Source organism: Mucilaginibacter sp. SG538B, from assembly GCF_013376065.1.
Classification (GTDB): domain Bacteria; phylum Bacteroidota; class Bacteroidia; order Sphingobacteriales; family Sphingobacteriaceae; genus Mucilaginibacter; species Mucilaginibacter rubeus.
The window spans coordinates 1,097,853-1,121,402 of the sequence record NZ_JABMJI010000002.1 but is presented as its reverse complement, the minus strand read 5'-3'; the positions used below and the strand labels follow the sequence as shown (position 1 = coordinate 1,121,402).

21 protein-coding genes and 1 pseudogene are annotated in these 23,550 nt (G+C 43.2%); 14 read left to right on the top strand and 8 right to left on the bottom strand.

What is annotated here, in order from left to right; all coding sequences use genetic code 11:
- Positions 1-15: 15 nt before the first annotated feature.
- Positions 16-429: a Holliday junction resolvase RuvX gene (gene ruvX / locus FHW88_RS14335; protein WP_176626264.1), complete on the top strand. Its 414-nt coding sequence runs from the start codon at positions 16-18 to the stop codon at positions 427-429.
- 69 nt (positions 430-498) lie between these two features.
- Here ruvX and FHW88_RS14330 read toward each other — a convergent pair whose 3' ends face one another.
- A complete protein-coding gene (locus FHW88_RS14330; protein ID WP_176626262.1) occupies positions 499-918 on the bottom strand; it encodes a GxxExxY protein in 420 nt (139 codons plus the stop codon).
- A 220-nt stretch (positions 919-1,138) separates the two neighbouring features.
- Between FHW88_RS14330 and FHW88_RS14325 the strand changes: the two genes are divergently transcribed.
- The 5 genes from FHW88_RS14325 to FHW88_RS14305 all read left to right on the top strand — a co-directional run bounded on the left by FHW88_RS14325 (position 1,139) and on the right by FHW88_RS14305 (position 5,326).
- A complete protein-coding gene (locus tag FHW88_RS14325) occupies positions 1,139-1,777 on the top strand; it encodes an O-methyltransferase (RefSeq protein WP_176626260.1) in 639 nt (212 codons plus the stop codon).
- A 3-nt stretch (positions 1,778-1,780) separates the two neighbouring features.
- The gene (locus FHW88_RS14320; RefSeq protein WP_091174792.1) at positions 1,781-2,323 is read left to right on the top strand and encodes a glycoside hydrolase family 73 protein; all 543 of its coding nucleotides are present in this window, start codon (positions 1,781-1,783) and stop codon (positions 2,321-2,323) included.
- A 62-nt stretch (positions 2,324-2,385) separates the two neighbouring features.
- Complete coding sequence (locus FHW88_RS14315; RefSeq protein WP_090532701.1) at positions 2,386-3,222, top strand: glucosaminidase domain-containing protein; 837 nt, start codon at positions 2,386-2,388, stop codon at positions 3,220-3,222.
- 125 nt (positions 3,223-3,347) lie between these two features.
- Complete coding sequence (locus FHW88_RS14310; protein ID WP_176626258.1) at positions 3,348-4,157, top strand: hypothetical protein; 810 nt, start codon at positions 3,348-3,350, stop codon at positions 4,155-4,157.
- Positions 4,158-4,303: 146 nt separating this feature from the next.
- Positions 4,304-5,326, top strand: coding sequence for a DUF3078 domain-containing protein (locus tag FHW88_RS14305; protein WP_176626256.1), 1,023 nt, complete (start codon positions 4,304-4,306; stop codon positions 5,324-5,326).
- Positions 5,327-5,329: 3 nt separating this feature from the next.
- Here FHW88_RS14305 and FHW88_RS14300 read toward each other — a convergent pair whose 3' ends face one another.
- Complete coding sequence (locus FHW88_RS14300) at positions 5,330-6,532, bottom strand: DUF3738 domain-containing protein (protein WP_176626255.1); 1,203 nt, start codon at positions 6,530-6,532, stop codon at positions 5,330-5,332.
- A 129-nt stretch (positions 6,533-6,661) separates the two neighbouring features.
- Between FHW88_RS14300 and FHW88_RS14295 the strand changes: the two genes are divergently transcribed.
- The 6 genes from FHW88_RS14295 to FHW88_RS14270 all read left to right on the top strand — a co-directional run bounded on the left by FHW88_RS14295 (position 6,662) and on the right by FHW88_RS14270 (position 13,915).
- Positions 6,662-8,167 carry a sensor histidine kinase gene (locus tag FHW88_RS14295; protein ID WP_176626253.1) on the top strand — a complete coding sequence of 502 codons (1,506 nt, stop codon included), beginning with the start codon at positions 6,662-6,664 and terminating at the stop codon, positions 8,165-8,167.
- Positions 8,164-8,847 carry a response regulator transcription factor gene (locus FHW88_RS14290; RefSeq protein ID WP_176626251.1) on the top strand — a complete coding sequence of 228 codons (684 nt, stop codon included), beginning with the start codon at positions 8,164-8,166 and terminating at the stop codon, positions 8,845-8,847. The genes FHW88_RS14295 and FHW88_RS14290 overlap by 4 nt, the downstream gene beginning before the upstream one ends.
- A gap of 71 nt (positions 8,848-8,918) precedes the next feature.
- Positions 8,919-10,247, top strand: a complete 1,329-nt coding sequence (ffh, locus tag FHW88_RS14285) for a signal recognition particle protein (RefSeq protein WP_090532696.1) — start codon at positions 8,919-8,921, stop codon at positions 10,245-10,247.
- Between the two features lie 243 nt (positions 10,248-10,490).
- Positions 10,491-11,234, top strand: a complete 744-nt coding sequence (locus FHW88_RS14280) for a hypothetical protein (protein WP_176626249.1) — start codon at positions 10,491-10,493, stop codon at positions 11,232-11,234.
- 79 nt (positions 11,235-11,313) lie between these two features.
- A complete protein-coding gene (locus FHW88_RS14275; RefSeq protein WP_176626247.1) occupies positions 11,314-12,237 on the top strand; it encodes a hypothetical protein in 924 nt (307 codons plus the stop codon).
- 97 nt (positions 12,238-12,334) lie between these two features.
- Positions 12,335-13,915, top strand: coding sequence for a M1 family metallopeptidase (locus FHW88_RS14270; RefSeq protein WP_176626245.1), 1,581 nt, complete (start codon positions 12,335-12,337; stop codon positions 13,913-13,915).
- A 229-nt stretch (positions 13,916-14,144) separates the two neighbouring features.
- Here FHW88_RS14270 and FHW88_RS14265 read toward each other — a convergent pair whose 3' ends face one another.
- A complete protein-coding gene (locus FHW88_RS14265) occupies positions 14,145-14,516 on the bottom strand; it encodes a response regulator (protein WP_090532688.1) in 372 nt (123 codons plus the stop codon).
- 276 nt (positions 14,517-14,792) lie between these two features.
- Between FHW88_RS14265 and FHW88_RS14260 the strand changes: the two genes are divergently transcribed.
- Together FHW88_RS14260 and FHW88_RS14255 are read left to right on the top strand one after the other, a co-directional pair.
- Complete coding sequence (locus tag FHW88_RS14260; RefSeq protein ID WP_176626243.1) at positions 14,793-16,193, top strand: glycoside hydrolase family 30 protein; 1,401 nt, start codon at positions 14,793-14,795, stop codon at positions 16,191-16,193.
- Between the two features lie 51 nt (positions 16,194-16,244).
- Positions 16,245-18,020: a cellulase family glycosylhydrolase gene (locus tag FHW88_RS14255; RefSeq protein WP_176626242.1), complete on the top strand. Its 1,776-nt coding sequence runs from the start codon at positions 16,245-16,247 to the stop codon at positions 18,018-18,020.
- Positions 18,021-18,657: 637 nt separating this feature from the next.
- Here FHW88_RS14255 and FHW88_RS14250 read toward each other — a convergent pair.
- From FHW88_RS14250 to FHW88_RS14230, 5 genes and pseudogenes are all read right to left on the bottom strand, one after another.
- Positions 18,658-19,098 carry a hypothetical protein gene (locus FHW88_RS14250; protein ID WP_176626240.1) on the bottom strand — a complete coding sequence of 147 codons (441 nt, stop codon included), beginning with the start codon at positions 19,096-19,098 and terminating at the stop codon, positions 18,658-18,660.
- Positions 19,095-19,538 carry a hypothetical protein gene (locus tag FHW88_RS14245; protein ID WP_176626238.1) on the bottom strand — a complete coding sequence of 148 codons (444 nt, stop codon included), beginning with the start codon at positions 19,536-19,538 and terminating at the stop codon, positions 19,095-19,097. Before FHW88_RS14245 ends, FHW88_RS14250 begins: the two co-directional genes overlap by 4 nt.
- Positions 19,539-19,666: 128 nt before the next feature.
- Complete coding sequence (locus tag FHW88_RS14240) at positions 19,667-21,169, bottom strand: TlpA disulfide reductase family protein (RefSeq protein WP_176626236.1); 1,503 nt, start codon at positions 21,167-21,169, stop codon at positions 19,667-19,669.
- A 106-nt stretch (positions 21,170-21,275) separates the two neighbouring features.
- Positions 21,276-21,383, bottom strand: a pseudogene (locus FHW88_RS30425) (ATP-binding protein); the annotation flags it as partial.
- 549 nt (positions 21,384-21,932) lie between these two features.
- On the bottom strand, positions 21,933-23,471 hold the full coding sequence (locus FHW88_RS14230; RefSeq protein WP_090532677.1) for a YifB family Mg chelatase-like AAA ATPase: 1,539 nt from the start codon (positions 23,469-23,471) through the stop codon (positions 21,933-21,935).
- Positions 23,472-23,550: the final 79 nt, after the last annotated feature.

Genomic DNA, 23,550 nt, shown 5'->3' with positions numbered 1-23,550 from the left:
TCATATCTTTACCAAATGAGAGTAATGGCTTTTGATTATGGAACCAAGCGCATCGGTATTGCGGTTACCGACCCTTTGCAGATCATCGCAACCGGCCTTGATAACATCCACCCCAATAACATTATTGAGTTTTTAAAAAAATATCTGCAAACAGAACAAGTGGAGCGTTTTATCGTAGGCGAACCAAAGCAGATGGACAACACCCCCTCGCAATCGGCCATTCATGTAAAAGGTTTTGTAAACCTGTTAAAGAAAACTTTCCCCGAAATCCCTATCGAAATGGTTGATGAACGCTTTACCTCAAAAATGGCATCAGCAACTATCGCCCAAAGCGGCATGAACAAGAAACACCGGCAAAATAAGGAGTTGGTAGATACGATATCGGCGGTGATTTTACTGCAGAGTTGGATGGACCGTAGATTATTTTGATGGCGTTGATTTCGCTGATTTGTCTACCTCTTAGTTAATGATTTCTTTTTTTTGATTGCTCGTGACTTTTTATGATTTGTTTTGCTGTCGTGCAAGTTTATATTCGTTGGTAATGCGTTTAAACTCTAAGCTTTTGGATCCGAAATTAATAAGAAGTCCGGTTTCGAGTTTGTAAGCTTCGAGATAGTTTAATACCTGAGCGAGATGAATATCTTCAAGTTGGGATACGGCTTTGAGTTCTACCATAACTTTTTCATCTACTAAAAAATCAACTCGCCGTCTGCCAACCTCTGTTCCATCATAAAAAATAATCATTTCAAGCTCCCGGGAAAACGATAGTCCTTGTTTGTGCAGTTCGATCTCCAAACTTCGCTGGTAAATAGCTTCCTGAAAACCGTTACCTAAGGTTGAATGAACTTTCATTGCACAACCAATAATTTTACCAGTAAGTTCGGAGTGTTTGTAAGTGTTATTAATTGGAGTTTTCATTAAAATTAGTGTAAGGGCTTAAGGCTCATAAAGCTATCAAAATCAAATAAAAACAAAGCAAAAAAACATCAGCCTATTGACAGGGTAAGCCAACGAATCATCACAAATAATAGTAAATCAATGCTTTAGATATTAATAAATGAGTCTAAAAATCAATCACTTATAAAATAAATCAACGAAATCAGCGTAATCATCCCCATCAACGGTGTATCTTTGCCCCATGGATATTCTCCCTAATGCCTTACTGGCTTACTTAGATGACCATTGCGACCCGGAGCCGGAGGTGCTTAAAAAGCTCAACCGCGAAACGCATATCAAGGTGTTAAAACCTAACATGCTATCGGGGCATTACCAGGGAAGGTTGCTTAGTTTTTTAAGCAAAATGGTGCAGCCTAAACGCATCCTGGAGATAGGTACCTATACAGGCTACTCGGCTATTTGCCTGGCCGAAGGTTTGACCGACGACGGCATCCTCCACACCATTGAAGTTAACCGCGAAATGGAGGAGATCATCGCTTCACATCTTAAACTAACAAATGTTGAAAACAAAATAAAGCTGCATTTTGGGCAGGCAGAGGCCGTTATTGCTGATTTACAGGAGGATGTTTTTGATTTAGTGTTTATAGATGCCGATAAAAAGAATAATTATACTTACTTTCAATTAGTTTTTGACAAAGTCAGATCCGGAGGATTAATAATAATTGATAACGTTTTGTGGAAAGGAAAGGTGTACGGCACCGAAAAAGATGCCGATACTGAAGGAATCCGCAAACTAAATGACCAGATAGCTGTTGATAGCAGGATAGAAAAATTGATCCTGCCGGTACGCGACGGGCTGCTGGTTATCAGAAAAAAATAAATTATGAAGAAAATCTTACTGATTACAACACTGTTGATTTCAACATTAGCTGCTTCAGCACAGAAAAATACCTCACAATCTTACATTGAAAAGTTCAAAGATGATGCCATTAAGATCATGCACGAAACCGGGATCCCGGCAAGCATCGTTTTAGGTGTAGCCATGCATGAATCGGGCTGCGGCAACAGCACCATAGCACAAAACCTTAATAACCAGTTTGGAGTAAAAGGTTACAATACCGTAGTTTATACCAAACACAACAAAAAAGTTCGTACCTCTTATAAAAGATACGATTCGGTTTTTGATTCGTTTCAGGACTTTGCACGCATCATGACCGAGCGCAAGCAGTTTAGCCACCTGGCCGACGCGCTTACCCATTATGATTATAAAGGATGGGCAAAAGGTATTCAACGTGCCGGTTATGCCGGTAGCCGCAGATGGGCATCGCAGGTTTTAGGTATCATTAACAGGTATAACCTCAATGACCTGGATGAAAATCCGGCAAACCAAACGCAATTGGCCGACGCAACAACTAAACAGCAATAATTACGTTTATAAAATCTTAATTTGGCCCCTGGTTATATGCCACATAATAAGATTTAAGCCTCATGCGAAAAACCATATACCTGTTCATTGCTGTAGTTTGCCTCAATTCATGCTCTGCCCGCAAAAAAACCACTACAGTATCAAACCGCGATGCCAAACGCAATAACAGCAATATCCAAAAGGCTAATAAGGATGCTATTGCCAACTACCGGTCGTACAATTCGTTAGAATATATTGACCGCTTTAAGGCCATCGCCATCCAGGAAATGAACCAGTATGGTATCCCGGCCAGCATCACCCTGGCGCAGGGCTTGTTTGAATCGGGCGCGGGCAATAGTGACCTGGCCAAATACGCCAACAACCACTTCGGCATAAAATGCACCAGCGACTGGACCGGCAAAAGTTATTATAAGGATGACGACAACGTGAATGATTGTTTCCGCGTTTATGATAATCCGGAAGACTCCTTCCGTGACCACTCGGCGTTTTTAAAACGTAAAAACTATGCTAAACTTTTTGAACTGGACAAGAACGATTATGAAGGCTGGGCTTATGGGTTGAAAAAGGCAGGTTATGCCACTAATCCTAAATATCCGCAGTTGCTGATCAATATTATTGTAAAATATAACCTCGATCAGTATGACCGCCCCGAAGGCGAGATTGCTAAAATTAAACGGGAAGACCGTGTATTATCGCAGATCAACGATAGCATTGGTAAACCCGTTCAGGATACCCTTTCCAAAACCCCGCCCGACGATAAGATCTACACCGTAAAACAGGGCGATACACTATACAACATATCCAAACGTTTTGGAATAACTGTTGATGACCTGAAAGCGTTAAACAGTATGAGCGACAATGGCATTAAAATTGGCCAGAAGCTTGTGGTTGTTAAGTGAGAAACAGAGGCAAGACAGCAAGAGTCAAGAGCCAGGACAGAAAGAAATGACCTCTAAATCTATCTTGATTCTTGACTCCTGGTATCTTGGCTCCCTCCCCCAAAGGTTAATTGTTGTTAAATTGTATGATCGCCCGCTGTACAACACGTATTTTTGCCCCCGCAATGAAATTGTGGATGCTCCTGATATGTTTTGCCCTGCCCGCGGCCCGGGTTTTTGCCCAGCAAAAAACCGTGGATGGGGTTGTGTTTGATAAAGACAGCAAAGACCGCATTGCCAAAGTTAATGTACAGAACATCACCACCGGCAAATCTATTTACAACACTTTTAAAGGTGAATTCAAGATAGAAGCCCAGCCGGGCGATGTGCTTGTTTTTACAAAATCAGATCATCATCCCGATACATTGAAAGTGCAAGGCGGCGAATCACTTGCCGTTTATATGAAGCGCACAGCCATACAGCTTAAAGAAGTTATCGTGCGCGACACCCTGCTTAACCCCCAAAAACGGCTTGCTGCAACCAAAAACGATTATACCAAAATCTTCGGCCCACTTAACAATAAAGATTTATTGAGCTTTGGGCCGGGCGGTGCTGGCTTAAGTATCGATGCGCTTTACAATTCATTAAGCCGCAGCGGCCGCAATGCTGCCCGCCTGCGCGAAACTATTGAGAAAGACTATCAGCAAAGTGTTATTGACTATCGTTTTAACCGAACTTATGTTGGCGCCATAACCAACTTAAAAGATCAGCAGCTTACCGACTTCATGCTGCGGTACCGCCCCGGCTATTATTTGGTGAAAACGGCCAGCGACTATGAATTTATAGCCTCGATTAAAACCAACCTCAATCGTTTTTTAAAGTATAAAAAACGCCCTTATTCCCTTACTCCGCTTGTTACGCCCGATGACAGCAAGAAGGATCTTGGCCGCGAATAAGGTTGATTAACCTTAATACAACGTTCATTTTAATATCCGGAAATTCCAATATTTTTGCCCCAAAGTCGTTACCTTGGCTAAACCCTGAAGCAACATTTTTGTTTATTGTGGTTAAAAAAGGAGATTTTTGCTTTAATTTGTTTACTATGTTAAAAACAAAACCGGGATTACTAATACTCGCATTATCAGTCACGTGCGTTTTATCAGCAAAAGCACAAACAGATACCCTGAAAAAAGATAGTGTTAAAATAGACACTGCCGTACTTAATAAATACCGGATAAATTCCCGCAAAAATGCCATCCCCACGCGGGTTCGCCCCATACAGATCCAGCGCGAAATGGTACCTGTTACCATGCTCGATTATAAAGTAAACTACTGGAAAAAGGTAATCACATTCGGGCTGAACTTTAGCCAGTCGGCATTTAGCAGCAATTATGCGGCGGGTGGCGTAAGCGCGGTGGCATTGGGTTCAAATTTTATTTATCATACCGAATATAACAAAGCGCCTTTCAGTTATGTGTCCGAGCTTAACCTTACCTACGGGGTATCAAAAAACAAAGGCCAGGGCAAACGCAAAACGCAGGACCGTATTTATTTTGATAACAAAGTAGCTTCGCAATTATCAAAAAGCTGGTACTTTTTCGGTGCATTAACCTTCGAGTCGCAGTTTGATAAAGGCTTTAATTATGTCGATCAAGGCAATGGCAAGTTCGAGCAGCAATATATTTCAAACTTTATGTCGCCGGGTTATTTAACCGAATCCATCGGTTTTGAGTATAAGCCAACAGGCTGGTTCGATCTGCGTTTAGGTACCGGTACTGCAAGGCAAACTTTTGTACTTGATCACACCATCCATAAATATCAAAAAGATAACTACGGCGTGGATACGTTAAAAACCGTAAAAAATGACCTCGCGTTCCAGGTTGTGGCGTTGCTGGATAAAGATATAGCCAAAAACATTCACTTAAATACCCGTTACGCGTTGTTTATCCCTTATGCCCAATCGCCAAAATTTATTACCCACCGTGTTGATTTAACGCTAACAGCCAAGGTGAACAGGTTAATTAGTGCAACGGTAAACGGAACGCTGTTGTATGATAAACATACATCCGATAGCGCCCAGGGCTATGAAGGCATTGGGTTGGGAATGCTGTACCGGTTCCCGTAAGTGTTATTTATAAAATACCAATACTTTCATTTTACGTTCGGCCTTATCCAGTATAAGGCCGAGCTTGTTTACAGACTGTACTACTCCCTCTTGCGTACGCAGATCGACCGTGGTTTTTATATCGTATTTTTCTTTCAACCCGGTTTCATCCACAACCGGGCGGTCAAGGTCATTGCTCAAATAATCATTTGCGAAATTTGCCAACGACACAGATGTCCCGTTATACCCTTCCCCGCTAAAACGGATCATCGATTTATTTTGTGTTGATACCTGGAATGCCAATTTTTGGTCTGGGTTTACTCTGAGAACATAAACAGGGATTAATTTTTCGGCTATCCGGGCTTTTATAGGTAGTGACGTAAGCAGCTTTTTTTGCATGATGCGGTTGAGGCTATCCTTATCTTCGGGTTTAACTAACAGGTCAAAACAATACAGCGAGTTTTTATTATCGAAATCGCATACTGTTTTTTCATCAATCTCGTAAACGATTTGTTTAGATGAGGTAATGTCAAACGCGTCTTTATATAAAACATCTGCACAAACATTAATATAGCTAACCCTCCTGCCTTCATATGGCGCATTGAGATAATGCCTGCCCATGCTTTGCTGCCCCTTCATGTAGCCGCGAATGGTAAAACTTTCGGCAATAGTACTATCTACACCAAAAATGTCTTTGCGGTTGTTTACAGGAACCTCTTTTACTTCGGCAGATGATTTAATGGTTTTACCGCTCATCAGGTTGTTGATAAATCGCTGGTTTACCAAATCTGTTTTTACGAGTGCTACTACCATGTGCCTGCTGTTAATGATGGCGCTTTGCCCAACAGATGAAAGCCCGAATGCTTTGTATAAAAAGAACGAGGTATCGCTGGCGAGCCACAGGGCTGACGGTTTTTTGATTAGATATTTTTTCAACCGTGCAACCGGCTCGTTTGATATGGCTATAACCCTGATTTTACCTTCGTTTGCTTTTTGCAGCTTAGCCAGGGTATCCATTTGGGTAATACATGGGCTGCACCAGGTTCCCCAAAAGCTCAAAATGTAGAACGGTGCTTTAGTCGGGTCGGCAAGGTTAACGTTCAATGCCGGCGCATTAATAATTGGTTTTATAACAATAGCGGGCATGACATCGCCAGGTTTTAAAGTTTGTTGTGCCGATGTTGAAAAAAAGCAGGCTGATAAAAGAATAACAAATAGTTTTTTCATGACAGGTACAGATTTTATACCTGCAAAAATGAAGAGTGTAAAAATAAAACTGTGTTATCGGGCAAGTTAACTAATGTTATATTATGTTAACAGCAGATCGTATTTAACGCCGATGTTTTACATTTGGTTATGCCTAAAAGTACCCGATTTGTTATTGTAGTATGCGCCGTAGCCATTGCCATGGTTTTACTGCTGCAATTTTACTGGGTAAAAAACTACTATATTGTAAACCAGGCCACCTTTGAAAAAGAGGTGAACATGGCTTTTGAGGACGCATTAAAAAAGGAGTTTAGCCTCCGTTGTGATACCATCCAGCAACTGCTTGCCAAACGGCTGATGGATACTACCGAGTTTCTGATTACCAGCGGGTTTGATACAGCAGAGAAGAAGAACATTTTTACCATAGCAAACGCCCATCAGCCGGGTCAAAAGTTTTCATCTTCGGCATTAAGCTTTCGTGGCATTAATAAGGCGTTATTGCCCGGGGACACGGCTTTTAAATGGGCAATAGCCACGCGTTTTGCCTATACCATGCGCACTGAAGATCTGCAAAACCATGTTGTATACTATCGTACCCAAAACCTGGGTGGTTTTATGGTAGATAACGTCAATAAGTATGATTTTGATACAACCCGCCTAAGGCCGGTGCTTGCCCATTACCTGAAGGATAGGAACATCGAGACCCCTTTCCGGTTTTATGTACGCGAAACCGACAGCGCAATGAACCGGAGCCATTTTGATGAAAAACTGCTGGCCCGTTATCCTATCATCACCAAATCCTACCCAACTTACAAGCAAAAGGGAAAAGAACAATATGTAAGGGCTATGTTCAGTAATCCTTTTTCATACATCATAGGGCGTATGGGGTATATGTTTGCCGGCTCACTATTGCTTATCGCTTTGGTGGCTTTTAGCCTTATCTATCTGTTACGTACCCTGTTCAGGGAAAAAAGGGTGTCAGCTATCAAAAATGATTTTATCAGTAATATCACCCATGAATTCAAAACGCCCATCGCTACTGCTTCGGCTGCAATTGAAGCACTAACTGGTTTTGGTGTGCTTGATGACGCTGAAAGGACCGGGCGTTACCTCGCCCACTCAAAAAATGAACTGGAAAAGCTGTCGGCATTGGTTGACAAAGTGCTGAACATTTCAATGTATGAAAACCAGGATTTTAATATCAAACCAGAACCGGTTGATCTCGACATCGAAATAAGAAAGTTCTTAACCAACGCCACACTGCTTCCCGGAAAAGAAATTAACTGGAATTATGTAAACGACACGGGAATAAATTGCGTAACGGCCGACAAATTGTATTTTGAACATGCTGTTAATAACGTGATTGATAATGCGCTTAAGTATTCGGGGACCAATGTACAATTGCAGATAAGTATCTATATAAAAAGCAGTTTTTTAGTCATTGCCGTGAAGGATAATGGGATAGGCGTAGCGGCTAACAATCTGTCGCTGGTATTTGAGAAGTTTTACCGGGTACCCACAAACGCGCATCGGGTAAAAGGTCATGGCCTTGGACTTAGTTATGTAAAAAGTATTATTGAGCGGCATGGAGGCTGGTGCAAAATGGAAAGTGAGCCAGGAAAAGGGAGTATACTAAGTTTAGCCTGGCCAATATGATTAGCCATAAAGTTTTATTAGTTGAAGATGAGCCGGTACTGGCCGAAATTGTGCAGGAAAGCCTGCAGTCGCGCGGGTTTGAGGTGGTTTATGCCGATACCATCGCTCGCGCAAAAGGTGTTTATTACGATAACAAGCCCGATATTATAGTACTTGATGTAATGCTGCCTGACGGAAGCGGATTTGATTTTGCCCGGCAGATCAGGAACGTAGATACAGATTTGCCCGTTATTTTTTTAACTTCAAGATCGCTGCCTCAAGACGTGGTTGAAGGTTTTGAAAGCGGCGGCAACGACTATTTAAAGAAGCCGTTTAGCCTGGAGGAACTCATTATTCGGATAAGGGCTTTACTGAGTAAAAACAGGCTGGTGATAAGCCAAAATGTGGGGTTAACTGAAATTGGCAGGTACCGGTTTTATTACCCGCAGGGTGAGCTTAATTTTGATGGAAATAGCAGGACGCTTACCACCCGTGAAAGCGAAATTCTTAATCTGTTGATCATGAACAGGAACCAGTTGCTTAACCGTGACGAACTGTTATTGAATTTTTGGCAAAACAACGATTATTTCAGCAGCCGGAGCCTTGATGTATTTATTACCAAGCTGAGGCGTTATTTAAAAGATGATCCATCTGTAAGCATCCTTAACATTCGTGGCCGGGGATATAAGTTAATCTACTAAGTAATTGAGTTAATATAGTTCAAAATCATACCTTTGTATCCTTATAAAAAAGATTAAAGTTTTTTAATATAATGTTTGAAAATCTTTCGGATAAACTCGACAGGGCGTTCAAGGTCCTGAAGGGTCAGGGAACTATTACTGAAATAAACGTGGCCGAAACCATGAAGGAGATCCGCAAGGCCCTTCTCGATGCCGACGTTAACTATAAGACAGCCAAAGCATTTACCGACGATGTAAGGCAAAAAGCGCTTGGTAATAATGTATTAACATCTATTTCGCCGGGCCAGTTGCTTACCAAGCTCATGAACGATGAGCTTACCGCGTTGATGGGCGGTACCACAGCCGATCTGAATTTTCCGGCTACGCCTACCATTATCCTTATTGCCGGCTTGAATGGTGCCGGTAAAACAACCTTCACCGGTAAGCTTGCCAATTACTTAAAAACACAACGCAATAAAAAACCATTACTGGTTGCTGATGATATTTACCGTCCGGCGGCTATCGATCAGCTGGAGGTTTTAGGCCAGCAGATAGGTATCCCGGTGTATGCCAACCGCGACTCGAAAGACCCGGTTGCTATTGCCCGCGAAGGTATAGCCCAGGCTAAGCAAAACGGTAATAACGTGGTGATTATTGACACCGCCGGCCGTTTGGCTATTGACGAGGCCATGATGGTGGAGATTGAGCAGGTAAAAGATGCCGTGAAACCACACGAGATCCTGTTTGTGGTTGACTCCATGACCGGTCAGGATGCTGTAAATACTGCCAAAGTGTTCAACGATCGTTTGGACTTTACTGGTGTAGTATTAACCAAGCTGGATGGTGATACCCGCGGTGGTGCGGCATTATCAATCAAATCGGTTGTTAATAAACCGATCAAATTTATTGGTACCGGCGAAAAGATGGAAGCGCTTGATGTTTTCCACCCCGATCGTATGGCATCAAGGATCCTGGGCATGGGCGACGTGGTGTCGTTGGTTGAACGCGCTCAGCAGCAGTTTGACGAGAAAGAAGCAGCCGAGCTACAGAAGAAGATCCGCAAGAACAAGTTCGACTTTAACGACTTTTACGGCCAGATCCAGCAGATCAAGAAAATGGGTAACATGAAAGACCTGATGGGCATGATACCGGGCGTGGGCAAAATGATGAAGGACGTTGAGGTTGATGATAACGCGTTTAAAGCGATAGAGGCTATTATTCAATCTATGACCCCGTTTGAAAAAGCTAACCCTGAAACCATTAATCAAAGCCGCCGTAACCGTATAGCCAAAGGTTCGGGCACCGATTTACAGGAAGTTAACCGCCTCATGAAGCAGTTTGATGATATGAAGAAAGTGATGAAGCAAATGAGCAATCCCGCTGCTATGGCCAACATGATGCGCAGGATGCCGAAAATGTAAGGTAGGTATAACTTATAAAAGAACGTCTCTTGCTAAAAACAAGGGACGTTTTTTTTTGCTCCTTTGCTGACGAACAAAATAAACACATGTATAATTTATTATACACAATTTCACACTTTTTGGGGGCGGAAGTCATTAAAATGTCATTTACTGTGCAATGGCACTTGCTTTGTTTTACTACAGCGAACAGATGAGGGCTTAAGTTTACCCCTCCCTCACATATTAATAACTAAAAAACTAATCATGAAAAAGTTAATTAAACCCGTTTTATTGACCGCTGCGTTATTTGCTTTTAAAGTTGGTTCGGCCCAGGTTAATCTTGGAGCAACTACCGCTACTAAAATAGCTACGCGGGTAGCTACGCCAACTGTGAATGCTGCATCAATAGCGCAAAAAGCGGTTAACACAACCTCAACCGTAACCAACCAGGCTGCAACACAGGCTCAAAATGTAGCAGCGCGGACAGCCGCTCAAACCCAGGCTACCACCAACCAGGCCGTAACGGGCGTTGCCGCCAGTGAGGCCGCCAATGTTAACAGCAACGTTGCCTCAACCGTAAATACTACGGCAGGTACAACAGCTGCACAAGCCGGTGTTAGCAGCAATACCTCAGCCGCAGGTACTGTGAATGCAACCGGAGTAACAGCAACAGGCGAAAAAGCATTAACCACAACCGAAGGTGTTGCCACTAACACTACCGAAAAAGTAAGCAGCAATGCTGCCGCTTTAAGGGCTGGCGCTGCAACAACTACAGGTAAAACAGCGGTGGCCGCAGGTAATAGCGCCGATGCTGTTAGCAAAAATGTGAGTGTTACCTCGTCCGGCAACCTGAACAGCACAGGTAACGTGGCAGCGGGCTCTAAAAGGCTAAATACCGGGTTCTCAAATAGCAGCGCTTCCAGTACTGCTGTAAAGGCGGGAAAGAAAAGCGTTACTGTTAAAACTTCGGGCAAGAGTTCAGCCAAGCTGAGCGCTGCCAAACAGTAATAGTATTTACATACATTAAATCAAAAAGGCCGGTACCGGCCTTTTTGATTATCCGCACTTTTTTTATTCAACATTAGCCATGAAAAAACTTAAACTTATCCTGCTGCTGGCTTTGGCCGGCCCTGCGGTTTGTGCCCAGCAAAAACCTGATACCGCGGCAAAAACAAAAGAATTGTTTATAAATGCGGGTTTGCAATATCTTTCAAACCTTACCTATGCCGGCCGGCGCGATGAAAGCAGTGTCCCGGTACTTCTTCCCTCGGTTACATTAGTTAGCAAGCAGGGATTTTTTGTAAGTGCTATCGGCTATTTTGATCTTAATGGCTCCAAATCAGGCACCGAGGGCCTTAGCGTTACACCGGGCTATGTTTTCGCGTTTGATGCAAAACGGTATTATGGGGGCAATGTATCGGCCACCAAATATTTCATCACCAAGAGCAGTCCCATTATACTTTCTTCGTTTAATGCCACGCTCGACGGGCAGTTGTATGCTAATCCGGATGATATTGTAAAATTTACGGCGGGCATCAGCTATAGGTTTAATAAAAATAACAGCAACGACGTTGTTAATACGGCCGAATTATCAAAAGAAATTTTTGCCCTGAAAACAGGCGCGGATAAAAAAAGCGGGCTAAAAGTTACTCTTACCGCCACACTTTATGCCGGTACACAATCTTTCTACCAAACTTATTATACCGAATCGCAGGTTACCCGCTCGATAGAGCAACCCCAGCAGCAAACACCTATTAATATCCTGTTTCCCAGCCAGCCAAAGCAAACTATCATAACGCAAACGGTAACGCAGCAAAACCAGCGCGAGGTAAGGCAATATAAGCTGCTTGCTTTCAGCGGATCGTTGCCTTTAACCTATACTATTAACAAGTGGCAAATCCTCTTTACGCCCTACCTCATCAAGCCATTTAACCAGGTTGATTATGTAAAAAACACCAAAATGAACGGGCTTTACTTTTTGTTCACCACAGGGGTTAATGTAACGTTTTAGCAATGTAAAAATGTGATTAACCATATGGCCGGGAAGGGCGGATAACAGCTTGTTTTTATTAGCTTTGTTGCAGTACATAACAAACTGAACCACGGCTATGCGCAGGATATTTTTTGTTCTTTTATTGTTACCGGCCCTGTTTTTCGTGCCGGCATTTGCCCAGGTTTCCGGGGCTCAGATTGATGTTAAACATTATACGTTTGATATTAAACTTAATGATGCCGATAATAATATTGAAGGAAAGGCCACGGTTTCGATAAAGTTTTTGAACGGCGCGGAAGGGTTTAGCCTCGACCTGGTGAAAAAGAATGCTGCAGGCAAGGGCATGCTGGTATCGGCAGTAACCGAAAACGGGAAGCCGGTAAAGTTTACCCAGGATGATGAACAGCTAAAGGTCAATACCCGCGCGTATAAAGGGAACACCCGCGATTATACGATAAGTTACAGCGGCATCCCGGCCGACGGGTTGATCATCTCGGCCAACGCGTTCGGGCACCGCACTTTTTTCGGTGATAACTGGCCTAACAGGGCCCATAACTGGCTGCCCTGCGTTGATAACATTGCCGACAAAGCCACGGTTGATTTTATTGTAACTGCACCCGATCATTACCAGGTAGTATCAAACGGCCTGCAAACCGAAGAAAAGCAACTCGACGGAAAGCTCAAACTAACCCATTGGGTTGAAACCGTTGCGCTGCCCACCAAAGTAATGGTTATAGGCGTAGCCGAGTTTGCTGTTGACCACCCCGGCGATGTTAACGGGATCCCGGTTTTTACCTATGTTTTTCCGGAAAGCAAAGAGGTTGGGTTTAAAAGCTATGCTGTAGCTAAAAACATTCTCCCCTACTTTATAAAAAATGTTGGCCCTTATAGCTATGAAAAATTGGCCAACGTGCAGTCGAAAACCATTTTTGGCGGTATGGAAAATGCCAGTGCCATATTCTACTATGAAGAATCGGTTAAAAGCCCGGATATAGAAGAACTAATGGCGCATGAAATTGCCCACCAGTGGTTTGGCGATGGCGCCAGCGAGAAAAGCTTTGGCCACCTTTGGTTAAGCGAAGGCTTTGCTACCTATATGACTAATCTTTATCTCGAAAATAAATACGGGGCCGATACCTTAAAAAGACGCCTCATTGGCCAGCGTAAAAAAGTGCTGGATTTTGAAAAAGAGCGTTTAACGCCCGTGGTTGATACCGCTGTTAAAACAAAATTTATGCAGCTGCTTAATGCCAATAGTTACGAAAAAGGCGGTTGGGTACTGCACATGCTGCGGCGCAAACTGGGCGACGATGTTTTTTGGAAAGGGGTTAGAAACTATTATTCAAAATACCAGGGCAGCAATGCCAATACTGATGATTTGAGGCGGGTAATGGAACAAACCAGCGGCAAGGACCTGAAACAGTTTTTTACGCAATGGCTGCGCAACGCCGGGCACCCAAATTTGGCGGTTAGCTGGAAGTATAATGAAAAGGATGGTTACATTACCATAAATGTAACCCAAAACCAGGCCTATGTTTACAATTTGCCGCTGGAGGTGTCTGTTGACGGGCAGCTGTTAACTGTGCCGGTAAAAGAGAAATCGACAACAGCCCGTTTCCGGGTAAAAGCCAAGCCTGCAGATGTTAAGATGGACCCGAATATAAACCTGCTGGCATCGTTTGAGGAAAAGAAATAGAAGCGGTTTTTAAAGAGGGCTGTCATTGTTTAACCCGCTTTTTTTGTTACAGATAGTTAAATTAAAATACAATTTTTGATCGGCATGACAAATATGGGCGTTGCCTGCGGCCCGTGCTATACGCTCATACTGCACCGGCATTAGCCACAAGGCCGGTATCCGCTCCTATCACTAACGCAGCCCTCTGCACTATCCCCAAGATAAATTTATGGCATAATAGCTAACCCACTTACGCTGCTATCACCCTGTTGATCACCTTTTCCAGGTCTTCCAGGTCAAATGGTTTGGCTAAATAGCTTTGGGCACCGGCATGGTTGGCCAGGATCTGGATATCGCTGTTTGCCGAAAAATAAATTACCGGTATTTCTTTAAGCCCCTCGGTTTTTTTGAGGGTTTGCGTGGCAATGATCCCGCCCGAATCGGGGATCCAGTTATCCATCATGATCACATCAGGCAAAATGCCCGAAACTTTCTCAACAATGTTATTGCAGTCGCTAAACGTGTGCACTTCCCACCCTTGTTCCTCCAAAATATAACTGCAAATAGAAAGGATGTCCTCGTCGTCATCAAATATGACAATTTTTTTAGATGGAGTATTCATTGGATAGTTATGTGTGAATTTATAGAAACCTTTTCATAAAAACAAATGTTTTAAATTGCAAATTAAATTTGCGCAGTTAAACAAGACTTTATATCGCCCTGATTTAAATTACCCCAGGGGTAAACTACTTCTTAACCACTACAAAATCTAATTATTGACTTTGTAACCGATTAATTACCTACGTTTTATTAAAAACAGTAATATTTTTACTTATCCAATTTTAACAGCCTTATTAATTCCTGTTATCCAACAAAATAAACCTGTAAATCCTGTTTCATGAACACGCAAATCAAATCGATTTTATTGGGCGCCATGCTGCTCGGCCCGGCTGCAATAAATGCGCAAACAAAGGCAAGCTTATGGCTTACCAGGGCCGACAGATCGGCACTTTTTGAGCAGCAAAAAGTGCCGCTTACTTTTAAAACCGGGGAGGCAGGCGGCACTACTATTACTGTTAATGATAAGCAACATTACCAGCCGATAGACGGGTTTGGATTTGCATTAACCGGGGGCAGCGCTATGCACATCATCCGTATGGGGGCCGACAGCCGGGCCGCGCTGCTTAAAAATCTTTTCGCGGTTACAGGTAATGATATTGGCATCAGTTATTTAAGGCTGAGTATTGGCGCATCCGATCTGAACGAGAAAGTTTTCTCGTACGATGATATGCCCAAAGGCCAGGCAGATCCAACGTTAAAACATTTTAACCTTGGCCCGGATAAAACCGATGTGATCCCGGTAATGAGACAGATCCTGGCAATTAACCCGGCAATCAAGATCCTGGGCTCACCATGGTCGCCCCCGGCCTGGATGAAAACCAACGATGATACCCGCGGTGGAAGATTAAAACCCGATTGTTACCCGGTATATGCAAAATACCTGGTTAAATATATCCAGGCGATGAAGGCCAATGGAATTAATATTGATGCCATCACTATTCAAAATGAACCATTACACCCGGGTAATAACCCCAGCTTGCTGATGGTTGCGCCCGACGAAGCCGACTTTATCAAAAACAATCTTGGTCCGGCGTTTAAGGCGGGTGGCATCAAAACAAAGATCATTGTTTACGATCATAACGCCGACAGGCCCGACTATCCTATTTCGATATTGAATGACCCGGCTGCCCGTAAATATGTGGATGGTTCGGGCTTTCACCTGTATGGCGGCGATATCTCGGCCCTTACCGATGTGCACAACGCCCATCCTGATAAAAACATTTACTTTACCGAGCAGATGACCGTTGAGCCCGAAAATCAAAGCACCATCAACATTGCCTGGCCGGTTAAAAGCCTTATTATTGGCGCAACCCGCAACTGGAGCCGCAATGTACTGGAATGGAACCTTGCCGCCGACCCTGAATATAAGCCCTACACTGACAGGGGCGGCTGCCCAATGTGCCAGGGCGCCGTTACCATTGATAAAAACGAAGTAAAGAAAAACATTGCTTATTATTCAATTGCTCACGCTTCCAAATTTGTACGTCCCGGGTCGGTCCGTATCGCATCAAACAATATAGACACTTTACCTAATGTGGCTTTCAAAACCCCCGATGGCAAAAAAGTACTTATCGTAGCCAACACCAGCGATGGCGCGCAGGATTTTAACATCCAGTACCAGGGAAAAGTATTAGCTGTTAAACTTGATAAAGGTTCGGTTGGAACGTATATCTGGTAATATAAACCGGTTCAGAAAATTTAAATGCACAACAACATGTTAACATCGTTAATGAAAAATATAAAAGTAAGCTCAGGAATTAAGGTTTTGCTGGCCGCGGCTCCTGCATTATTTGTCTCGTTACAAGGAAATGCACAAACTGGCTTTTTAAAAGCCGAAGGCAAAAAAATAGTTGATGAAAAGGGGCAGAATGTATTGCTGCGAGGGATGGGTTTAGGGGGATGGATGCTACAGGAAGGCTATATGCTGCACATTAACAAAGACAGCCGGCAGTACCGCATTCGCGAAAGGCTGGATGAGCTAATGGGCCCGGCCGAAACTAAGGAGTTTTATGATACCTGGCTGGCCAATAATACCCGCAAAATTGATGTAGATTCGATGAAACGCTGGGGGTTTAATTCTATTCGCCTGCCAATGCATTATAACCTTTACACCTTGCCGGTTGATAAGGAGCCCGTTGCCGGTAAAAACACCTGGCTGGATAAAGGGTTTAAAATGACCGATGACTTACTGGCCTGGTGTAAAGCGAACCACATGTACCTGATCCTTGACCTGCATGCCGCGCCCGGCGGACAAGGCAACGATCTTAACATCTCCGACCGAGACCCGGACAAACCATCACTTTGGGATAGCGAGGCAAACAAGCAAAAAACCATAGCCCTTTGGCGTAAACTGGCCGAACGGTATAAAAACGAGCCTTATATAGGTGCTTATGATATCATCAACGAGCCAAACTGGGGTTTTGACGATCCTCAAAATGATAAAAACGGACTGAAGGAAAAAACAAACGGTCCGCTAAGAAAACTGATGGTTGATATTACTGCTGCCATTCGCGAGGTAGATAAAAAACACATTATTATTATTGAGGGCAACGGTTGGGGCAATAACTATAACGGTATTTTACCCCAGTGGGATAAAAACATGGTGCTGAGCTTTCATAAGTACTGGAATTTTAACGATCAGAAGTCTGTTGATCATATCGTAAAAACACGCGACCAGTATAATATCCCCGTATGGCTGGGCGAAACCGGCGAAAACTCAAATACCTGGCTTACCGAAGCTATCGGTTTGTTAGAAAAAAATAACATTGGCTGGTCATTATGGCCATTAAAAAAATTGGGCATCAACAACCCGATGGAAATCCGGTCAAATCTGAACTATGATGATGTGGCAAGGTACCTGAACGCCGGCAGGAATAAGCCTAACGAGAGCAATACGTATAGTGGCACCCTTGAGCTGGCTACGTATGCTAAATTAGAAAATACCATTATCCATCATGATGTCATCGATGCTATTTTCAGGCAGCCGCATACAAGCGTTACCAAGCCCTTTAAAGCCAACAGGATTGGCAACGGCCCCGTGATCAATGCTGTTGATTATGACCTGGGCCGCAATGGCTCTGCTTATTTTGACACCGATACAGCCGACTATCATACTTCGGGTAAACCGGGTGTTGGGAACAAAGGCCATGTTTACCGGAACGACGGCGTTGATATCAGCAAAGATTCTACGAAGTATGAAAGTTACTATGTAGATCATATTGAAACCAACGAATGGACACAGTACACAATACAGGTTAAAACACCGGGCATATACTCCCTAAGCCTCAAAGTGGCATCCGCCACCGATGATGCCAAACTATCTGTTTTAGTTAATAATATAACCCAGGCAAAAGAAGTGGCGGTTCCCAACACCGGCGGGTTAAAAAAATGGCAGGTTATTGCTGTAAAAAACATTGTTTTAAAGGCCGGGAGCAACAAAATAAAGGTATTAGCTAACAACGGAGGGTACAACCTGCATTACCTGCAGTTTTGGAAAGGGAAGTAAATACAGGTACGCTATACTTATTTAAACAGCCGGAGTATATATTATTTGCTCCGGCTGTTTATTTATCTAAGATGCCAAAAATGATTTTTTCCTTTACCGGCGCAAATATGCAGGGCGTGCCTGCGGGCAAAAGCTACTTGCACCTTCGGGTTTAACCCGTAATTTTTTAATATTATTTTCTGATAAAAAGGTATTGTAAATAACTGTTTTTATAGTTAAATTTATTATATCAATTATCAATGTCACCTAACATAGGGAGAAGTCGTTATGAAAAAACAAGCTACGATAGTTTGTCAGCCTGATAAGACTGAAACTACCCAACCACTACAGGTAAATTGCCCGCCATCTCATCAAAAAATGTATCGCGATCATACACATTGCGATCATGTGCATGGCAGGGTTAACAAATTTCCAATTGGCAGCAACCGCGGGCCATGCTTTTTTTAAGTTAACAGGCTATTTAATATAATAGTACAGTTGGCTGTATGGCTTAAAGTTTTGCAGGTAAACTGCTAAGCTGCATAACCCAATTTGCCCGCGCCGGGTATCAGCCCCGGCTTCGCCGGCAAATGATTGTTTTGTATTGCCCGCTATTAAACTCCAAATCAGCTGTTGTGTAGGCCAGCTTTATTTTGGCCTACTGGTTAATGTATTTGTATTTTTTTCGCCCATCCTGTACTTCAATTATTTTAATAGTGCTTACCGGTATTGCTTTTTTCAGTGAAAGAATCTTTGACTGAACACCGATAACAGAATCCTGGATAACCCAGGTGCGGTCGAAGTAAAAGGTTGATCGCCTGCCATTGATATCTGTAAAACGTATTTCAATAGATGGCCCGTTCTTTAACTTATAAGGAGTTCCGTCTTTATCGAAACATTTAATCGAATCAATAGGATAAACACTATAGGTATGCTTATGCCCAAGAGGGTCCTGGGCGGTAACCTGTCTTAAATTCACCGTTTCCAGGGTTGGCACCTGCTCCAGGAAAGTACCAACAGGCATGTAATAGGTTTTGCAGGAGCTTGAAAAGATAGTTAGTGCTGCGATAGTGATAAGGAGTAAAGGTTTTGTTGTCATTTTAAAATAGAAATATTAAACGTTAAACCCATTGGGCCATTTAACCGGGTTTTCATAATGATGCTTGCGATCTCAGTCGGCAATAAGTTTACATTTAGCGGAGTAACCGGCGTTGCCACTAAATGACAATTCGGATCGTTAAAAAGACCTAAGTTTGTTTTGTCGAAAGCATAAAGCCCTTTCATTGCCATGTTTATAAAAGACGATAGATACTGCTCGTCTGCCTCTGAATTTATGATGTTCTCCAGATCAGGGTTAATAACAAATTTGGTTGTATATGGCAAGCCCTCAAAGTATTCCTGCAATACCATATTGTTTTGAGCAGATTCCGCAACAGACCGCGGTAAACAAGTACCAGCAGATGTCATAAAGGCGACTTCTTTTCCGTTGGTTAAATACCAATCAATATCAAAGGCTTGCTGGTCGAAGTCGGTGTACATATTTAAAGAGATTTATGATTATTATAGAGAGAAGATATAAGTAGCTTTTCCCCGAGTCCCGCCCTTCATACCTGCGAACACACCACGGCAAACGATAACGAACGTCCACAATCAATGCCATCAAACCCTTACAGCAATGAAGTTATCATCAGCTCCAGCGTACGATGGTTCTTTTGATCGATGCGAAAATCTTTAAAAATTATTTTGCCATCTTTATCTATCAGAAAATTTTGGGGCTCGCCCTGTACAGCATAGTTTTTAAGGGCAAATGCACGGCTGCCGCGTAACGGGATAAATGAATATCCTGCGTTTTTTATTAAAGGGGCTACGTACGGATCCTGCTCAGGTGCTACATTGATGCCGACATAAGCAACATCCCCGGGTTTAAATTTATTGATCACGGCCTGAAAGTGCGGAAATTCGGCCCGGCACGGGCCACACCCCGGAAACCAAAATGTAAGCAATACTACCTTACCTTTCAGGTCATTCAGGTTTAAGCTATCTTTACTGCTATACAGGCCCAAATTAAAGGGATAGGCTTCAACAGCTTTGCTATTTCTTATTGTTTTAATATCGTTTGTAATTTGCTCTTTATCCTTCCCTATTTCCTTTCCATACAATTCAAGCGCGGCGTGGAGCTCATCGGTGGGTAGTTTTGCAAATTTTTCGGCCAGGCTATCATATGCTGTCTTAACATCGCCCGTTTTTTGCTGTAACGCCGCTTTTTTTAATAATATAAAATCGTCGATGTAATTAAATCGCGGAAGGGTTACCTGGTTAAGCACATTAAAGGCTTCTTTATAATTTTTCGCTTGCTCCAAATTACCAACCTGTATTAGTGATTCGGCCAACTTTTTCCTAATTTGCCAATCCTTTTCATCACCCATGCTGTTAATTAATACTAAGGCTTTTTCAGGATCTGTTTGCAAATACGCATCGGCCAAACCAATCATTCCGGAAGATGACCAATTAAACTCTTTAGGCGGGTATAATTGCAGTAGCTTTTCAAAGTAGTTGATTTTATCGTGAATATCACCCGCATCTTCGCCCAACCAGTATAATGCCTGTGCTCCGCGTTCGTCTTTTGGGAAGCGCTTCACAAAGTCAAAAACCTTTTGTTTATACTCATCAGGGTTGCCATTGCCAAATGAGAAAAGGTACTGGAACGCATAACCGGCATTTGATGGGTCGGCAAGCATCGCTTTCTTAATATATTCATTTGACAGGTCTGTTTGCCCCCTAATAAAAGCGTCTCCCGATAGCATAGACCATATTTGGGCGTTATTTGGATCAATTTTAGCGGCCTGTAACAAAAACTCTTTAGCTTCCGACATTTCGGCGCGATAATAAATCGTGCCAATGGTTAATGGAATATTGATGTTTTTGGGGTATTTTTTCATCCAGGCCTTATATTGGGGAATCAAAAGTGGATTATCCAGGTTCAATGCATAGATGTAGTTTTTATGCGCCTCAATGCTCTCCATATTAAGCAGCACCGCCGCCCGCGCTTTCTCAATCTCCTCAACTGGCGCCGGACCGATACGGACAAGCCTTTGGGCAGCAGCAGGCGCACAATAAAAGACCATTGTCAATAAGAGGGAATAAATAAAATACTTCAACTTGTTTTTCATCAACTTGTTTTTTTAGGTTCTTGTTATGCTGTTATGAACAATCGAGGACTATGTCATTTTTATTGAATATACTTCCGGTTTAGCTTATGCAATGGATATATCGTTTCTATCCCGCCCAATCCTCTCTATCCAAGCTCCTGAAATGAATAGCCTCAGTTAAATGCTCCGGTTTAATCTCCTCACTCACTGAAAGATCAGCGATAGTGCGGGATATATGGTAAAGGTACAAATCGCCAGATTTTCATACTTGTGCCGGAGTGCGTTGAGCAATAATTCTGGTCAGCTCTTTCGCCACTTCGTCGGCGGAGTTTCCGTTAAACAAATACCGGCTACCATCAATAAACTCCAATTTCATTCTGTTTATCAGGAGCCAAGAGGTTGTTAAACGCATGCATTGATTTACATCTTTTGTAATGTCTTTCCCGAAAATGCTCTGAATAATTATAGAATTTTCTGTTAAAACTATAGTCTTTGAAATGTATGAGATTGCTGTAAAAAGTATTACAAATCCCAAAAGGCACCAAATTAATTCAATATAATCCCTGCAAAAAAATCCGATGATGCTGAAGCAGGAAATGGAAATCCAATAAAGCATGCGATTTTCGCTTTTATTTGTTACACTTGAAATGGATTTGTTGCTAATCATTTATTTTTGCCTTTATACTTATTCTCCGAATAAGATAAAACTAAAGGACGCTACCCTTGCTGTCCGAAGTTTCCGGCTTCGGATTACGCTGTCTCGAGGCGCTGTCGCGCATAACCTTTACCCAGCCCAGCCCTCTCTATCCAAACTCCTGAAATGTATAGCCTCGGCTAAATGCTCCAGTTTAATTTCCTCACTCCCGGAAAGATCGGCAATTGTGCGGGATACTTTAAGGATGCGGTCGTACGCTCTTGCCGAGAGGCCGAGTTTTTCCATGGCTTTTTTGAGCAGGGTTTGGCCGGCCGCGTTGATCTTGCATAAGTCGCGTACCATTTGAGGACTCATTTGCGCATTGGCATGCAGATCGGGACGGTTGCCGAAACGCTCTACCTGGATTTCCCTTGCCCTGATCACCCGCTCGCGGATGAGCTCACTTTTTTCGGCAGCACGGTCAGATGACAGCTCGCTGAAGTTAACCGGTGTTACTTCCACATGCAGGTCTATCCTGTCCAGCAGCGGACCTGAAATTTTGCTCAGGTATTTTTGCACCATACCCGGCGGGCAAATACATTCTTTTTCGGGGTGATTATAGTAGCCGCATGGACAGGGGTTCATGCTTGCCACCAGCATAAAACTACTGGGATAATCTACCGTAAATTTAGCGCGTGATATGGTTACCCGGCGCTCTTCGAGCGGCTGGCGCATTACTTCCAGCGCGCTGCGTTTAAACTCCGGCAATTCATCTAAAAATAAAACGCCGTTATGGGCCAAAGAGATCTCGCCGGGGGCAGGGTTGCTCCCCCCTCCTACTAAAGCTACATCGCTGATGGTATGGTGAGGGCTCCTGAACGGGCGAATGGTTACCAGCGCATCGGCAGCGGCAAGTTTGCCTGCCACCGAATGGATCTTGGTGGTTTCTAACGATTCATAGAGACTCAATGGCGGCAAAATGGAGGGCAGCCTCCGGGCCAGCATGGTTTTACCTGCTCCGGGCGGACCGATCAGGATCACATTATGGCCGCCGGCCGCGGCAATCTCTAAGGCGCGCTTAATATTTTCCTGGCCTTTTACTTCGCTGAAATCGCTGTCGTAATTGCAGAGGCTGTCGTAAAACTCTTCACGGGTGTTTACTATTTCGGGCTTAAGCTCGGATGTGCCGTTAAAAAAGCCAACGACGTCTTTAATGCTTTCAACACCGTAAACTTCCAAATCGTTTACAATGGCTGCTTCACGGGCGTTTTGTTTAGGGAGGATAAACCCTTTAAAGCCATCTTTTCGGGCCTGTATGGCTATGGGCAAAGCGCCTTTTATGGGCTGCAGACTTCCATCGAGTGAAAGCTCGCCCATGATGATGAATTTATCAAGGGTTTCGGGTTCTATCTGGCCGGATGCGGCTAATACGCCAGTAGCAATAGTAAGATCATAGGATGAGCCTTCCTTTTTGATATCGGCCGGGGCCATATTAACCACTACCTGCTGGCGGGGCATCCTGAAACCGCAGTTTTTTAGCGCCGATTCTATCCTGAAATAACTTTCTTTTACAGCCACATCGGGCAGGCCCACAATGAAATATTTTGTGCCCGATGCAATATTCACCTCAACTGTTATGGTAATAGCCTGTATCCCATAAACCGCGCTTCCAAAAGTTTTAACCAACACAGTGATAAAAGTTTAATTGAAGCGAAAGATATAGAATTTTGATGAAGTGATAAAGCGGGACTATATAAAACAAAAAACC

Coding starts and splice junctions, on each gene's coding strand:
- ffh (WP_090532696.1), top strand. CDS start 8,919: ATGTTTGAAAATCTTTCGGATAAACTCGACAGGGCGTTCAAGGTCCTG.
- FHW88_RS14290 (WP_176626251.1), top strand. CDS start 8,164: ATGATTAGCCATAAAGTTTTATTAGTTGAAGATGAGCCGGTACTGGCC.
- FHW88_RS14255 (WP_176626242.1), top strand. CDS start 16,245: ATGAAAAATATAAAAGTAAGCTCAGGAATTAAGGTTTTGCTGGCCGCG.
- FHW88_RS14325 (WP_176626260.1), top strand. CDS start 1,139: ATGGATATTCTCCCTAATGCCTTACTGGCTTACTTAGATGACCATTGC.
- ruvX (WP_176626264.1), top strand. CDS start 16: ATGAGAGTAATGGCTTTTGATTATGGAACCAAGCGCATCGGTATTGCG.
- FHW88_RS14330 (WP_176626262.1), bottom strand. CDS start 918: ATGAAAACTCCAATTAATAACACTTACAAACACTCCGAACTTACTGGT.
- FHW88_RS14245 (WP_176626238.1), bottom strand. CDS start 19,538: ATGTACACCGACTTCGACCAGCAAGCCTTTGATATTGATTGGTATTTA.
- FHW88_RS14240 (WP_176626236.1), bottom strand. CDS start 21,169: ATGAAAAACAAGTTGAAGTATTTTATTTATTCCCTCTTATTGACAATG.
- FHW88_RS14300 (WP_176626255.1), bottom strand. CDS start 6,532: ATGAAAAAACTATTTGTTATTCTTTTATCAGCCTGCTTTTTTTCAACA.
- FHW88_RS14280 (WP_176626249.1), top strand. CDS start 10,491: ATGAAAAAGTTAATTAAACCCGTTTTATTGACCGCTGCGTTATTTGCT.
- FHW88_RS14270 (WP_176626245.1), top strand. CDS start 12,335: ATGCGCAGGATATTTTTTGTTCTTTTATTGTTACCGGCCCTGTTTTTC.
- FHW88_RS14250 (WP_176626240.1), bottom strand. CDS start 19,098: ATGACAACAAAACCTTTACTCCTTATCACTATCGCAGCACTAACTATC.
- FHW88_RS14275 (WP_176626247.1), top strand. CDS start 11,314: ATGAAAAAACTTAAACTTATCCTGCTGCTGGCTTTGGCCGGCCCTGCG.
- FHW88_RS14310 (WP_176626258.1), top strand. CDS start 3,348: ATGATCGCCCGCTGTACAACACGTATTTTTGCCCCCGCAATGAAATTG.
- FHW88_RS14305 (WP_176626256.1), top strand. CDS start 4,304: ATGTTAAAAACAAAACCGGGATTACTAATACTCGCATTATCAGTCACG.
- FHW88_RS14315 (WP_090532701.1), top strand. CDS start 2,386: ATGCGAAAAACCATATACCTGTTCATTGCTGTAGTTTGCCTCAATTCA.
- FHW88_RS14260 (WP_176626243.1), top strand. CDS start 14,793: ATGAACACGCAAATCAAATCGATTTTATTGGGCGCCATGCTGCTCGGC.
- FHW88_RS14295 (WP_176626253.1), top strand. CDS start 6,662: ATGCCTAAAAGTACCCGATTTGTTATTGTAGTATGCGCCGTAGCCATT.
- FHW88_RS14320 (WP_091174792.1), top strand. CDS start 1,781: ATGAAGAAAATCTTACTGATTACAACACTGTTGATTTCAACATTAGCT.
- FHW88_RS14265 (WP_090532688.1), bottom strand. CDS start 14,516: ATGAATACTCCATCTAAAAAAATTGTCATATTTGATGACGACGAGGAC.